Origin of the sequence: Allomuricauda sp. d1 (assembly GCF_039592695.1) — a bacterium.
Lineage (GTDB): Bacteria > Bacteroidota > Bacteroidia > Flavobacteriales > Flavobacteriaceae > Flagellimonas_A.
Genome location: NZ_JBBUTK010000001.1, coordinates 313,323 through 327,977 on the forward strand (window position 1 = coordinate 313,323; position 14,655 = coordinate 327,977).

Below are 14,655 nucleotides of genomic sequence, written 5' to 3' on the forward strand. Positions count from 1 at the left end.
AAATGAGAAAGTTTAGATATTGGGGATGGTTCTTGGTGCTGCTGATTTGGGCCTGTTCATCTGATGGTGCTGATGACCAAGCTCCAATCGATGACGATGTCAACATGACCGATGACGATGTACCGGTGACTTTTGATCGTTCTGCCATGCTCACCAATTGGGCCGATAACATCATCTTGCCATCGTACGATTCTTTTGTCAATGAGCTTTCCAATTTTCAATCCGTATTTGAATCATTTAAGGCCGATGCCTCTGAATCGAACCTGATTCAATTGCGACAGGCATGGTTGTCGACATATTTGAGCTGGCAAAAAGTTTCCATGTTTGAGATTGGCCCGGCAGAATCTATCGGTCTGCGGTTGAACATCAACACATATCCATCAGATACAGCTTTGATTGAGCAGTTTGTGGCTGCGGGAAGTTACGATTTATCCCTTCCCTCAAATCGCGACGCTAAAGGGTTTCCGGCCTTGGATTATTTGATCAACGGTCTGGCAGAAACCGATGCCGAAATTGTCAGTTTTTTTGGTACTGAAACAGGTAAGGAGGGCTATTTGAGTTATTTTGAGGATGTTCTGGAAGATATGATTGGTTTGACCGGCCAAGTTGCAAATGAATGGGAAAGTGGGTATCGAGATACTTTTGTGGCCAACGATGGATCTTCTTCCACAGCTTCGGTCGATAGGTTCGTAAACGATTTTATTTTCTACTATGAAAAGTTTTTACGTGCCGGAAAAATGGGCATTCCGTTAGGAGTGTTTACAGGGTCAATCGCACCGAACACGCTTGAGGCATATTACAAAGAAGACGTGAGCAATGAACTGTTTTTGGCTGGTTTGGATGCCGTTCAGGATTTTTTCAATGGAAAACATTTTGATGAAAATGCCACAGGTGAAAGTTTGGCAAGCTACCTCCAAGATTTGAACACCTTAAAAAACGGTGAAGAATTGGACGCATTGATCAATCAGCAATTTGATTTGGCCCGTGATAGGGTCTCTGGCTTGAATCCCTTTAAAGCAGAAATAGAAAATAACAATCCGCCTACTGATATGCTCATGGCCTATGATGAGGTACAAAGGGCAGTGCCCCTTTTAAAAGTCGATATGGTCTCTGCGATGAGCATCAGTATTGACTTTGTGGATGCTGACGGAGATTAATGACGTCGGTACTAAATAAATATTTGAAACAAACTTCGGAGGCCGCCCCATTGGCGGTCTTTCGTATTTTTTTTGGCGTGATGATGTTGGCGAGCATCATCCGATTTTGGTCATACGGGTGGATTGAAAAACTTTATCTGGAGCCCAAATTCCACTTTTCTTACTATGGATTTGAATGGGTCAAACCCCTTGGAAATTGGACATATCTCTTATTTTTTATCTGTGGACTTTCGGCTCTTCTGGTAGCACTGGGATGGAAGTACAAATGGGCCATCATTACCTTTTTTCTCTCGTTCACCTACATCGAGTTGATGGATAAGACCACTTATCTCAACCATTATTATTTTATCAGCATCTTATCTTTTCTGATGATTTTTCTGCCTGCCAACGCCTACTTTTCGATAGATGCGAAGCAGAATATCGATAAGCGTTTTCAATCCATCCCCAAATGGAATATCGATGCAGTAAAACTGCTGTTGGCAATCGTCTACATCTATGCAGGCCTGGCCAAGTTGAATTCAGATTGGTTGGTTGAAGCCATGCCCCTGAAAATTTGGTTGCCATCAAAATTTGATATTCCGTTGATAGGCGGCCTCATGGGTAAAGTGTGGGTGCAATATGCATTTAGCTGGGCTGGTGCGCTGTACGATTTGACCATTCCGTTTTTATTGCTGTGGAAACCCACCAGAAATTTTGCTTTTGTCTTTGTCATCATTTTTCATGTATTGACACGGGTTTTGTTTCCTATCGGGATGTTTCCGTACATCATGATTGTCTCCGCATTGATTTTCTTCGACCCCAAGGTGCACCACAAGATTCTGGGTGTTATCTCCAGAATTTTCAAGATTGACAAAAAGCAGTTTGACAACAACGCCATTTTATATGAGAACAAGAATGTTGCAACTGGGTTGAAGCATGCGGTGCTGGCCTTGTTTTTTATGGTGCAACTGTTTTTACCATGGCGTTATTTGGCCTACCCGGGTGAATTGTTCTGGACCGAGGAAGGGTATCGGTTTTCATGGCGGGTCATGTTGATGGAAAAATCGGGTTACGCACAGTTCAAGATTGTTGACAAAGCAACAGGAAAGCGGTTTTATGTGGACAACAGTGATTTTTTGACCCCTTTTCAAGAAAAGCAGATGAGCTTTCAGCCTGATTTTATTTTGGAATATGCCCATTTTTTAAAAAAACATTTTGAGCGTCAGGGCCATAAGAATATCGCTGTTTTTGTGGAAAGCTATGCGGCCTTGAACGGCCGTTTGAGCAGACCCTACATTGACCCGAATGTTGATTTGGCCCAGCAAAAAGAATCATTTGAACATAAAGATTGGATTTTACCCTTTGAAGATGAGATTAAAGGTATTTAGTGGTTTTGTCATTCCCAAGCTTGTACTGAGCGCAGTCGAAGTAAAGGTGATAATCTCAATGGTGACACTCTTGTTTTGCTGTATGACAGTTGCTGGCCAGTTGACCATTTCTGGCACGGTCACTGACCAAAAGGGTAATCCGTTGCAAGGGGCTGAAGTCTATCTGACACAGACACAAGCATTGGTAAGCACCGACGAGAACGGAAAATTTTTATTTGAGGATGTTCCCGGTGGCAAGTATGACCTTGTGGTGTTTGCCTTTGAATACCGTGTTCACGAACAAGAAATCACCTACGACCAAGATTTTGAATTGAACATACAGCTTGAGCCCCTACAGGCGCAGCAGCTTTCTGAGGTTGTGCTCACCCAAGAGCGTGAAAAGGTGTTTGCCCTGCAAAAATTAAAGACCGTTGAGGGTACCGCAATCTATGCCGGTAAAAAAAGCGAGGTGGTTTTGGTAGGAAACATCCCAGGAAACCTCGCAGCCAACAATCCCCGACAGATTTACAGCCAAGTAGTCGGCCTGAACATCTTCGATTATGGTGATGCTGGGCTGCAACTGAACATTGGGGGCAGGGGATTGGATCCCAACCGCACGGCCAATTTCAATGTGCGTCAAAATGGGTATGATATCAGTGCCGATGCGCTGGGCTATCCTGAAAGCTATTACACCCCGCCCGCCGAAGCTTTGGACCAAATTCAAGTGGTCCGAGGAGCAGCTTCGTTGCAATACGGACCACAATTTGGGGGGTTGGTCAATTTTAGGTTCAAACAACCCAATCCGAATAAAAAAATTGAGCTTGTTTCACGTCAAACGGTGGGTTCATTTGGTCTGTTCACCAGTTTCAACAGTCTTTCAGGTACGGTTGGTGATTTTAGCTACTACACCTATTTTAATTACAAGCAGGGCAATGGCTTCCGCCCGAATTCAAATTTCAACAGCAGAAACTATTTTGGGCATTTTGGGTATCAACTTTCAGACAAAACCAAACTATCGTTTGAGGCGACATTTTTGAACTACTTGGCAAAACAACCGGGAGGTCTTACCGATGCCCAGTTTATTGAGAATCCAGAATTCAGTAATCGTGACCGAAATTGGTTCAATGTCGATTGGAAGCTGTTCTCGTTGCGATTGGAACATCAATTTTCACCCAAAACCGATTTCAGCTTGAACCTCTTCACCCTTGATGCGGCCCGAAGGGCTCTGGGTTTTAGAACGAACAGGGTCTCACAACCCGATGACCCCAACGAACCGAGAGAGTTGTTAATTGATAATTTTCAAAATTGGGGCGCTGAAGCTCGGTTGCTGACACGATATAAATTGAAGGATAAAGATGCGGTACTGCTTCTCGGCACAAAATACTACCAGACCTCGAATGACCAACGGCAGGGCCCAGGTACGACGGCGGCTGACCCAGATTTTGAATTTGCCAGTCAAGATTTTCCCAATTACGAACGGCAGTCACAGTTTGATTTTCCCAATAGGAACGTTGCCTTTTTTGGTGAGAACATTTTCAATCTTTCAGACAGGTTTTCCTTGACACCCGGTTTTCGCTTTGAGTATATCAAAACAGAGAGCGAAGGTAGTTTTAGAAATATAGTGCTGGATTTGGCGGGCAATGTGCTGCTGAATGAAGAAATTCCCGACAATCGCACTTTTGAACGCAATTTTTTATTGCTCGGACTGGGAGCTTCCTATAAGATATTACCATCAATGGAGTTGTACGGTAACTTTTCGCAGAACTATCGCTCGGTCACCTTCAATGATATTCGAATAATCAACCCTTCCTTTCAAATTGACCCCAACATCTCTGATGAAGACGGATTTACGGCAGATTTGGGAATCCGGGGAAGGTTCAATGATATTTTGACCTATGATTTGAGCGCATTTGGTCTGTTGTACGATGACCGTCTGGGCGAGGTGTTAAGAAATGAAACACGAACCAATGCCGAGGGCGAAGAAATTGAAACGGGTAGGGTAGTGCGCTTTCGGGGCAATATCGGTACAGCGTTTATTTACGGCCTGGAATCGTTCGCAGATGTAAATTTGAAATCGATTTTGTTTCCAGGGTCAGAAAAAGCAAAGCTTAACTATTTTGTCAACCTCGCGCTTACCAATTCAGAATATACCCAGTCAGAGCAGAACAATGTGGAAGGCAATCAAGTGGAGTTCATCCCAGAAATCAACCTGAAAACCGGACTCAGTTTTGGCTACGGAAATCTTTTAGGAAGTCTACAATACACGTATCTGTCGGAACAATTTACCGATGCAACAAACGCCCTTCAAGATGTCAACGACAACCAAAGGGGCATTGAGGGAACCATTCCTGCCTATGATATCATGGATTTTTCCCTCTCCTATTCATGGAAAATGCTAAAACTGGAAGCAGGTGTCAACAACCTGTTGGATAATTCATATTTCACCCGAAGGGCAACAGGCTACCCCGGTCCGGGAATCATTCCAGCTGAACCACGCACGTTTTATACCACGTTGCAATTAAAGCTCTAGGCAACTGCCTGAGGTGCCCAACTTGAACAGAGCATTTCGGGCGAAGCCTTTTTCGGATGCGGGCACGTCGGTGTATTGAATCGTGAACAAGTACCACAACTCAAATCATTTTTAAGCGCGTCGCGCATATTGAAACTATCGCAAGTATGTCGCTCACTCACCTTGATATGGTGTTGGGCACAGGTGTTATCGTTTTCAAAATTTGTACAATTTGTGCAGTTTGTAGCTAATCGAATGGGCATAACAAGTTTTTTAGTATTTCTACTAAATGTAGCATGGTGAAGCTTTAGAAACAATTTAAATAACTGATTTACAGTTATTTAAATTTAGATTGATTAAAAAAGAAAGCGGCCGAATCCTACAAGGCCGCTTTCAAATTACCAATCTCCATGAGAACACTAAGGAAATCAGTTTTCTATAAGGTGGTAGTTGATTTCATCGTACCCTATAAAATGTATTGCAGCATTATCAATGTTCAAAAGTTCTTTCAACTCATGAATTTCATGCCGATCTACCAATATAATAAAATGGTTTAAACCTAAAGAAATGGGTATTTTTCTATGATTGAAAGTGCATTTCAACTGTTCTTCCCAATACTTGATATCTAAGGTGTCGATATATTTCTTAAAAGCATCGAGTTCCCACTCATAATATTCAAAACATAGATTGTTGTACACCACCTGAAACAATTTGCTGTGGCTGCAAAATGTAAGAGTTCCATTTTTGGATTGATTTAGAATTTTTCTGGATGGACACATACGTTATTAATTTAAACCAAATATAATTATTTATATTAAGTCTAAATAAAAATAATATTATTTTCTCAATTCATTGATTGCCATTTACCACGTCGCAAAAGTTGACGGTATTTGTGGTATCTTTGCACGCAATTAATTTCTAATTGCCATGGAAGCCCATCTTCAAAAGATTGTCGGCGAAGGCCTTACTTACGATGATGTACTGCTCGTACCCGCTTATTCGCAAGTCCTTCCCAGAGAAGTCAATATCAAATCAAAATTTACGCGCAATATTTCCATCAACGTGCCCATAGTCTCTGCGGCTATGGATACGGTCACCGAGTCTCGCATGGCCATTGCCATGGCACGTGAAGGTGGTATTGGGGTCCTGCACAAAAACATGACCAGTGAGCAACAGGCCATAAAGGTGCGAAAGGTCAAGCGGGCCGAGAGTGGTATGATCATGGATCCAGTTACGCTTCCTCTTCATTCTGTGGTACAAGATGCCAAGGCAAGCATGAAGGAACACAGTATTGGGGGTATTCCCATTGTAGACAAAGAAGATAAACTCTTGGGAATTGTCACCAATCGCGACCTTCGTTTTGAAAAGAATAACGAACGCCCCATCGCTGAGGTGATGACCTCAGAAAACTTGGTCACCGCTGGCGTGGGTACGACCCTGACGGAAGCCGAAGACATCCTTCAAGAAAATAAAATTGAAAAACTTCCTGTAGTTGATGATGATTACAAATTGGTAGGCCTGATTACCTTTCGTGACATCACCAAACTGACCCAAAAACCCATCGCCAACAAAGACCGGTACGGTCGTCTTCGTGTAGCTGCAGCAATCGGCGTAACGTCCGATGCAGTTGATAGGGCAGGGGCTTTGGTGAAAGCAGGGGTCGATGCCATTGTCATCGATACGGCCCATGGCCATACCAAAGGAGTGGTCGCTACACTAAAAGAGATTAAAAACGCTCACCCTGATTTGGATGTTGTCGTCGGTAACATTGCTACGGCTGAAGCTGCAAAATATTTGGTCGATGCTGGCGCTGATGGGGTCAAAGTGGGCATTGGGCCAGGCTCTATCTGTACAACCCGCGTGGTTGCGGGGGTCGGATTTCCACAATTTTCCGCTGTTTTAGAGGTTGCCGCAGCTATAAAAGGTAGCGGAGTGCCTGTCATTGCCGATGGCGGTATTCGCTACACAGGTGATATACCCAAGGCTATTGCTGCAGGCGCAGACACCGTCATGCTGGGTTCTTTATTGGCAGGTACCAAAGAATCCCCCGGGGAAACCATCATCTATGAAGGGCGAAAGTTCAAGAGCTATCGAGGTATGGGATCTGTTGAGGCTATGAAAGAGGGCAGCAAAGACCGTTATTTTCAAGATGTGGAGGATGATATCAAAAAACTGGTTCCTGAAGGTATCGTGGGCCGAGTGCCGTATAAAGGCGATTTATACGAAAGCATGCATCAGTTTATTGGGGGATTACGTGCTGGAATGGGATATTGCGGCGCAAAAGATATCGCCGATTTGCAAGAAACTGGAAAGTTTGTAAAAATCACCTTTAGCGGTATTGCCGAAAGCCATCCCCATGATGTAACAATTACCAAAGAGAGTCCGAATTATAGTAGGTGATTATTTCCCAACCCCAGAATAGGTTTTCCAGTCTTGGGTTTTGTAGATATCATCGCCGAAATATCGGGCGATTTGCATGAAAGGCTTTACTTTTTGATAACCGGGTACTGGAGAGAGCATATTTAAGTCCTCATCTAAAAAGACAACCGTGGGATAGCTCAACTGCCCTTTCAATAAGGCTGCTGCCAATTCATGGTAACCACGTCTACCTGAAGGAACAAATTTAAAAGTCTTGCCTTGGTACTCTATGGGTTCTTTTCCCTCGGCATCCATTTTGACCATGTGGTAATTTTCTTGCATGTACGCAGCCACTTCAGGATTTTGAAAGGTATCCTTATCCATTTTTTTGCACCATCCGCACCAATCGGTATACACATCAACAAATACCTTTTTGGTGTTGCCCTCGTTCTGGGTCATGGCCACGGCCTCATCCCAAGTCAACCAATTGATTTCTTGGCCAAAAGAGAAGCTGGAAAAGAGCAATAAAAGAAAAAAAGTAAGAATCCTCATCACAATATCAATTTGAACAATAGTCTCTCGTCACTATCAAAACTAACGAAAATTGTGCCAAAAAAGTATTTAAGCAATTAGTACTGAGATGGCGATCAAAATTGCGAGCACCAAACAAAGTGGTGCATAGTATTTGGTGTCCATCTTGGCAAAAGGGGTGCCTTTTACTGATTTAAAGAATCCGGCATACTTGAAATCACCGATGGCTCGAACAAGAAATATGATCCCAACGGCAATCTGGAAGTAATGAAGCCAACCGACGCTCCAAAATTGGAATGCACTATTTGCAAAGACCAGGGCAAACAAGAGAAGCCCCAGACCTACCATTGTAGTCATAAATGAACTGGGCAAGCTTACTTTTTCTTTGGATGACTTTGTCGGCAGTACCAGCTCTGGATTTTTGATGCCGAAAATGGCCCAATAGAAGTGCAATAAACCCAACACTGCAAAAGTCGTAGCAACAACAATGGGGATTACAATCATATCATTTGGCCGCCGCCTTTTCTTTTTTGGGCTCGAAAAGCTCTTTTTGGTCCACTTGTTTGTTCAAGATATCATCAAAAGTCTCCCGTTCACGGATCAAATAGGCCTTACCTTCGTGCCACAGCACTTCTGCTGGGCGATAGCGCGAATTGTAATTGCTGGCCATGGTAAAGCAATAGGCCCCTGCATTTTTGAAGCACAAAATGTCCCCCTCAGAAATTTCATTGATACGCCGGTTATTGCCAAACGTGTCGGTTTCGCAGATGTACCCAACCACGGAATAGTAGCGCTCACGCCCTTTGGGATTTGAAATGTTCACAATCTCATGGGCCGAACCGTACAACATCGGCCTGATCAGGTGGTTAAAACCCGAGTCGACACTGGCAAACACAGTCGAAGTGGTCTGTTTAACAACATTCACCTTTGCCAAAAAGTGACCCGCTTCACTGACCAAAAACTTGCCCGGTTCAAAGGCCAAGGTCAAATCTTTTCCGTACGCTGAACAGAATTCATTGAACCTTGTGGTCAATTTTTTGCCCAATTCTTCAATGTTTGTTTGAATATCACCTTCTCTATAGGGCACCTTAAAACCGCTGCCAAAATCAATAAAATCCAGATTCTTGAAATTTTTTGCGGTCTCAAACAGGATTTCGGAAGCATAGAGAAATACATCAATATCCAAAATATCGCTTCCGGTATGCATGTGGATGCCGTTGATGTTCATGTTGGTCAGCTCAACAATGCGCAACAAATGCGGAATCTGATGGATGCTGATGCCAAATTTTGAATCGATATGCCCCACTGAAATGTTCGAATTCCCACCGGCCATCACGTGCGGATTGATACGTATGCATACAGGAATATCAGGATGTTTGGCACCAAACTGCTCTAGTATGGAAAGGTTGTCGATATTGATCTGAACGCCTAATGCAGCTGCCTCTTCAATTTCTTCCAGAGAAACACCGTTTGGGGTATAAATGATAGATTCTGGTTTGAAACCCGCCAAGAGCCCCAATTTGACTTCTTGAATGGATACAGTGTCCAATCCGCTGCCCAAACTGTTCATCAACCGCAAGATGGCAAGATTTGACAATGCCTTTGCAGCATAGTTCAACCGTAGATTGTTGACTCCTTTAAAGGCATCGGTCAAACGATTGAATTGTGAAATAATCTTATTGGAATCATAAGCATATACGGGTGCGCCATGTTTTTGAACAATGTGCAGCAAATCAGTTCTTTTCATAAGAAAACTTATTTTGACAAAACTAGGATTCGAACTATTTGTTCCCAAAAATATCCATATAAAAAATAGAAATAAAACAAAATGTTATAAAAATAACAATCAAGTCATTTATAAAGTTGTCATTTCAACCCTGACTGTGTATTTTTAGACAAACTATGCTATGAAATGAGCATAAATTTTTTCATTGAGAAATTCACCCACCGAAATGAATAAAATTTTTGTGAATTACTGAATGTCTTAAAATTTTAAAGACATTAAATTTCATTGATGAAAACTTTATACAGATGAAATTACCCCTATTCCCATTAAAATCTATTTTTTTTCCAGGCGAGACGGTACCACTACACATTTTTGAAGAGCGGTACAAACAGCTGATCCAAGATTGTCGTGATGAAGCTATCACCTTTGGCATTCCCGTCTATATGAACGGTACCATTGCGTATGGCACCGAGGTGCAGTTGGTCGAAGTGGTCAACACCTACGAAAGCGGTGAATTTGATGTCATCTGTGTGGCCCGGCAAATTTTCAGGATACTGACCTTTGACCACGAAATGGAAGGCAAGCTTTATGCAGGGGGCATCGTTGAGTTTATAGATTCCGTCAATGATGCCGACGATGATTTGCGCAACAAAGTACTTGATAAACTAAAAGTGCTGTATGACTTTATGCAGGTTCAGTTTCCTCCAACGGATATAAAAAAATTCAATAGCTACGCCTTTGCGCACAAGATGGGCCTGACATTCGAGCAAGAGTACCAGTTGTTGCAACTGACCAAAGAGTCTGAACGGCTGCACTACATTCAAGAGCATCTTGACACGACCATTGCCGTTCTAGAGCAGATAGACCGTACCAAGGCAATGATTGAAATGAACGGACATTTTAGAAATTTTGATCCGTTGGATTTTAATGATTTTGAAGTGAAGTGATGGTGCCAACGCTTCTTCAGGCATAAATCATTTTACTCCATCATTAATTATTGATTCTATGTTTGGTTTCCTATTTTTGTGCCGCAATCAAACAGTAGCATTTTATGAATCTTCACGAATATCAGGGTAAAGAAATTTTGGCCTCTTTTGGGGTGCGTATTCAAAAGGGCATTGTTGCCCATAATGCAAAAGAAGCGGTTGATGCCGCAAAACAGTTGACCCAAGAGACCGGTACGGGCTGGCATGTCATCAAAGCCCAAGTACATGCAGGTGGCCGAGGTAAAGGCGGTGGGGTAAAACTGGCCAAAAACCTGAAAGAAGTCGAAGAGCTTGCCGGTAACATTATCGGAATGAATTTGGTGACGCCCCAGACTTCTGCCGAAGGGAAAAAAGTACACCAGGTTTTGGTTGCTGAGGATGTCTACTATCCCGGTGACAGCGAAACCAATGAGTTCTATATGTCGGTATTGCTGAACCGTGCAACGGGCAGAAATATGATCATGTACTCCACGGAAGGGGGGATGGATATCGAAGAGGTCGCCGATAAAACCCCGCATCTGATATTCACCGAAGAGGTTGACCCCGCTACGGGCCTGCTTCCTTTTCAGGCCAGAAAAGTAGCGTTCAACCTTGGTTTGAGCGGCACCGCTTTTAAGGAGATGACCAAGTTTGTCACAGCGCTCTACAAAGCGTATGAAGGATGTGATGCCAGTCTTTTTGAGATCAATCCGGTATTGAAGACTTCTGACGATAAAATCATGGCCGTTGATGCCAAGGTTTCCATTGATGATAATGCGCTGTTCCGTAGAAAACAATATGCCGAAATGCGCGATTTGCGTGAAGAAAATCCGATTGAGGTCGAAGCACGTGCGGTTGGATTGAATTATGTGGATTTGGACGGAAATGTAGGCTGTATGGTCAACGGAGCGGGTCTGGCCATGGCGACAATGGATTTAATTAAGATGGCCGGTGGAGAGCCAGCCAACTTCTTGGATGTTGGCGGTACCGCGGATGCAAAAAGGGTAGAGGAAGCTTTTCGTATCATTTTAAAAGACCCGAACGTAAAAGCGATACTCATCAATATTTTTGGGGGTATCGTTCGTTGTGATCGAGTGGCCCAGGGTGTTGTGGATGCCTATAAAAACATGGGAGACGAAATCAAGGTGCCCATCATTGTAAGACTTCAGGGTACCAATGCCGAATTGGCAAAAGAAATTATTGACAATTCAGGCTTGGCGGTCCATTCCGCAGTACAGTTTCAAGAAGCGGCGGACAAGGTGAAAGAGGTGCTCTCGTAAACACTGTTTTTACATTTTACAATCTATAAAGAAGGCTTCGGCCTTCTTTTTTTATGTCTGAATCTGAAGCCCTTTTTCTTAATAAAACCAGAATAATGGTCATTCTGCATCATATATCGCAAAGCTTACGTTAAAAACCTTTTTGTGTGGTAACAAATAGGGTAATATCATCATCATTTATATATCTAACCCATCATCAATCAGTAATCAAAAAACAAACGTCATGAAGAAAATGAAATTTTTTATCGTAATCGCAGCATTGGTCCTTTCAACAGGGGCATTCGCCCACCAACCCACAAAGTCAAGTCCAATTGATGCCTTAAAAAGCCAGTTGGTTGAAATTTTGAATGAAAATTATTTTCTGGTCAGAAATCAGGATTTGACCGCACGGGTACTCTTTACATTGGACGAAGAAAGCAAAATCCAATTGCTTGAAGTGCAGACCAAGCGCCATGATTTGAAAAGGTTTATCGTGAACAGTCTCAGGGGCAAAAAAATACAGATGGAAACCGTCTGCACTGATGAAAATTTTGTGGTCGATATTCGAATGACAAAACCTTAGTAGGGTATAAGTACAAAGTCATTTTAGCTATCATATAGTGGCTTTCTAAGGTTGGTACGACAAAGTGCCTTCTAGGAAAACAATGTTAAAAAGTTGAAAGCTTGTAACATTTCAAATTTTTGGAAGTCTTTTTAATAAGTCATCATTCCAATCAAAAAACGAAATGTCATGAAATATTCAACCTAGTTTTATTGATCACTTAAAACATGGATTATTTGAATTAGTCGAAAAATCCCGATGCATGTCGGGATTTTTTTATTATACTAAAACAAACTTTTTCACAGTTATTGATTAGACAACCAAGCCACAATGAGCACCTACAAAGAAAAACTGAGCATTCTTTCTGAAATGATAGCCTTTGCTAGGGTCGATGAAAAGATAAAACCTTCAGAGTATGCCTTTTTGCGTCAGGTTGCTTCAGGTCTGGGTGTTGAAAATGAAGTTTTTGAGGGACTGCTGAAACAAAAGGCCGAAAAGAAAATACTGAAATCACAGGCGGATCGCATTGTTCAATTTCATCGTTTGGTGCTTCTGATGAACGTTGACCAAGACCAGCACCCCGATGAAATTCAAAAACTCCACGAGATAGGCTTGGCAATGGGGCTACCGCCAAGTGCGGTTTCACAAGTGTTGGAAGTCATGCATCAATATCCTGATAAGATAGTGCCTCCCGAAGTGCTCCTCCGCATATTCATGGCACATTACAATTGATTTAGGCCAAATGTGATTGCGATAGTATTTCAAGCTATTGCTGCCATCACACCGTATCGTATTCCATATTTTTCATCGATATATTGGTTTTTCTAGACTTTATAAGTCCAGAAACGTCAAAATTCTATTCAATGGTACAAATCCTATGAAACAGAAAATCAGAAGCTTTGCTAAAAAATACGCTTAAATTTTTTAAAAACACTTACCATAAAGTTTTACGGAGCATTGCATTTTATCCGGTGTTGCTGAGCTTGGTCTTTCTGATTTTAGCCATTGTCGGACTCAATGCAGAGCGGTACGAGGCCGTGAAGCTACTTAAAGAAAACGTGCCCAGTTTTTTTATCGAAGATTATGAGACGGCACGGGCCATATTGTCGACACTTATCGGTGGGGTACTGTCTTTGACTGTTTTCAGCTTCACCATGGTGATGGTGGTCTTGAACCAGGCTTCCTCTAATTTTTCATCACGTCTTTTGCCAAATTTGGTTTCTGATAAAAAACACCAGATCATTCTGGGCATCTACATAGGCACCTTGCTGTTCAGTATCATTACATTGATTGCCTTGGGGGCCAACCATGTTGACAAAAATTTCTTGGGCATGTCCACCATGTTCGCAGCGTTGCTTGGGGTGGTCTGCATCGGCCTGTTTGTATACTTCATCCATAGCATATCCGTATCCATTCAAATACATAACATTATTGACCGAATTTTTGATTCGAGCTATACTTATTATGACAAGAAGCTGACGGAAACAAAAGAATTGGAATCGTTTAATGAATTTGATTTGGAAGGATTTGAAACCATCCACAGTCATAAAACCGGTTATTTTCGTGGATTTGAGATTGGATTGATGCGTGATGTCTTGAAGCAAAAAGATAATCAAATTGAGGTATTACCTTATGTAGACCAACATGTTTGGGAAGGAACGCCCCTGATGCGCGTGCGAAACAAACTGAACAAAGAAGAGCTGGAAGCCTTACTTTTTTGTGTGCGAATCTCTACGGATAGGCACACTGGTGAAAGAGGCATCAGCGGTATGGTGAAACTGATGGAAATCGCAGTTAAGGCCATGTCACCCGGTATCAACGATCCTGGTACTGCAATTGAGGCCTTGGTCAAGTTGGGGCAATTGCTCAAGAAAGTAATTTCACTGCCTGAAATAACCATTTCAAAAGTCAAGGCGCAAGCAGAGATTGTGGTCATCAACAATAAAATCAGCACTGAAGATGTAATGCGCATTCTTGTACAGCCCATACGGTTTTATGCAAAAAATGATGTCTCGGTCATGTATGAACTCATTAAAACGATGAATTACCTGCTTAACGACCAGCAACTGTCGGAACATAAAAAACAAGTTATCAAAAAAGAGCTTGACCTTATCAAAAATGATATTGAAAACGCCATGGACAATGATATCGACAAACAAAGGGCTCTTTCCTTTCTATAGAATTGAGAATGGCCTCGAATACTGACATTATGTCGCTATTTTTTGTTAATATAATGACAAAA

General features: G+C 42.3%; 13 protein-coding genes. 9 read left to right on the forward strand and 4 right to left on the reverse strand.

Features of this window, described 5'->3' with window-relative positions; all coding sequences use genetic code 11:
* The first annotated feature begins 2 nt into the window (after positions 1-2).
* From AAAH86_RS01525 to AAAH86_RS01535, 3 genes are read left to right on the forward strand one after another with little or no spacing between them, the layout of a single operon-like run.
* Positions 3-1,157, forward strand: coding sequence for an imelysin family protein (locus AAAH86_RS01525; protein ID WP_343485734.1), 1,155 nt, complete (start codon positions 3-5; stop codon positions 1,155-1,157).
* A complete protein-coding gene (locus AAAH86_RS01530) occupies positions 1,157-2,524 on the forward strand; it encodes an HTTM domain-containing protein (protein WP_343485735.1) in 1,368 nt (455 codons plus the stop codon). The genes AAAH86_RS01525 and AAAH86_RS01530 overlap by 1 nt, the downstream gene beginning before the upstream one ends.
* Entirely contained in the window at positions 2,505-5,033 is a 2,529-nt protein-coding gene (locus AAAH86_RS01535; protein ID WP_343485736.1) for a TonB-dependent receptor, read from the forward strand. The genes AAAH86_RS01530 and AAAH86_RS01535 overlap by 20 nt, the downstream gene beginning before the upstream one ends.
* 407 nt (positions 5,034-5,440) lie before the next feature.
* Here AAAH86_RS01535 and AAAH86_RS01540 read toward each other — a convergent pair whose 3' ends face one another.
* Complete coding sequence (locus tag AAAH86_RS01540; RefSeq protein WP_343485737.1) at positions 5,441-5,791, reverse strand: DUF6686 family protein; 351 nt, start codon at positions 5,789-5,791, stop codon at positions 5,441-5,443.
* A gap of 148 nt (positions 5,792-5,939) precedes the next feature.
* Between AAAH86_RS01540 and guaB the strand changes: the two genes are divergently transcribed.
* On the forward strand, positions 5,940-7,412 hold the full coding sequence (guaB, locus tag AAAH86_RS01545) for an IMP dehydrogenase (RefSeq protein WP_343485738.1): 1,473 nt from the start codon (positions 5,940-5,942) through the stop codon (positions 7,410-7,412).
* On the opposite strand, the gene AAAH86_RS01550 is transcribed toward guaB, so the two are convergent.
* The 3 genes from AAAH86_RS01550 to lysA all read right to left on the reverse strand — a co-directional run bounded on the left by AAAH86_RS01550 (position 7,413) and on the right by lysA (position 9,648).
* A complete protein-coding gene (locus tag AAAH86_RS01550) occupies positions 7,413-7,922 on the reverse strand; it encodes a DUF255 domain-containing protein (protein WP_343485739.1) in 510 nt (169 codons plus the stop codon).
* A 69-nt stretch (positions 7,923-7,991) separates the two neighbouring features.
* Positions 7,992-8,405, reverse strand: a complete 414-nt coding sequence (locus tag AAAH86_RS01555; protein ID WP_343485740.1) for a DUF3995 domain-containing protein — start codon at positions 8,403-8,405, stop codon at positions 7,992-7,994.
* Position 8,406: 1 nt separating this feature from the next.
* On the reverse strand, positions 8,407-9,648 hold the full coding sequence (lysA, locus tag AAAH86_RS01560; RefSeq protein WP_343485741.1) for a diaminopimelate decarboxylase: 1,242 nt from the start codon (positions 9,646-9,648) through the stop codon (positions 8,407-8,409).
* Positions 9,649-9,932: 284 nt separating this feature from the next.
* Here lysA and AAAH86_RS01565 point away from each other — a divergent pair, with 284 nt between their 5' ends.
* The 5 genes from AAAH86_RS01565 to AAAH86_RS01585 all read left to right on the forward strand — a co-directional run bounded on the left by AAAH86_RS01565 (position 9,933) and on the right by AAAH86_RS01585 (position 14,593).
* Entirely contained in the window at positions 9,933-10,574 is a 642-nt protein-coding gene (locus tag AAAH86_RS01565; RefSeq protein WP_343485742.1) for an LON peptidase substrate-binding domain-containing protein, read from the forward strand.
* A gap of 104 nt (positions 10,575-10,678) precedes the next feature.
* Positions 10,679-11,872 carry an ADP-forming succinate--CoA ligase subunit beta gene (sucC, locus tag AAAH86_RS01570; RefSeq protein ID WP_343485743.1) on the forward strand — a complete coding sequence of 398 codons (1,194 nt, stop codon included), beginning with the start codon at positions 10,679-10,681 and terminating at the stop codon, positions 11,870-11,872.
* Positions 11,873-12,095: 223 nt separating this feature from the next.
* Positions 12,096-12,434: a hypothetical protein gene (locus tag AAAH86_RS01575; protein WP_343485744.1), complete on the forward strand. Its 339-nt coding sequence runs from the start codon at positions 12,096-12,098 to the stop codon at positions 12,432-12,434.
* Between the two features lie 309 nt (positions 12,435-12,743).
* Positions 12,744-13,145 carry a TerB family tellurite resistance protein gene (locus AAAH86_RS01580; RefSeq protein WP_343485745.1) on the forward strand — a complete coding sequence of 134 codons (402 nt, stop codon included), beginning with the start codon at positions 12,744-12,746 and terminating at the stop codon, positions 13,143-13,145.
* Positions 13,146-13,312: 167 nt separating this feature from the next.
* Positions 13,313-14,593, forward strand: coding sequence for a DUF2254 domain-containing protein (locus AAAH86_RS01585; RefSeq protein ID WP_343485746.1), 1,281 nt, complete (start codon positions 13,313-13,315; stop codon positions 14,591-14,593).
* Positions 14,594-14,655: the final 62 nt, after the last annotated feature.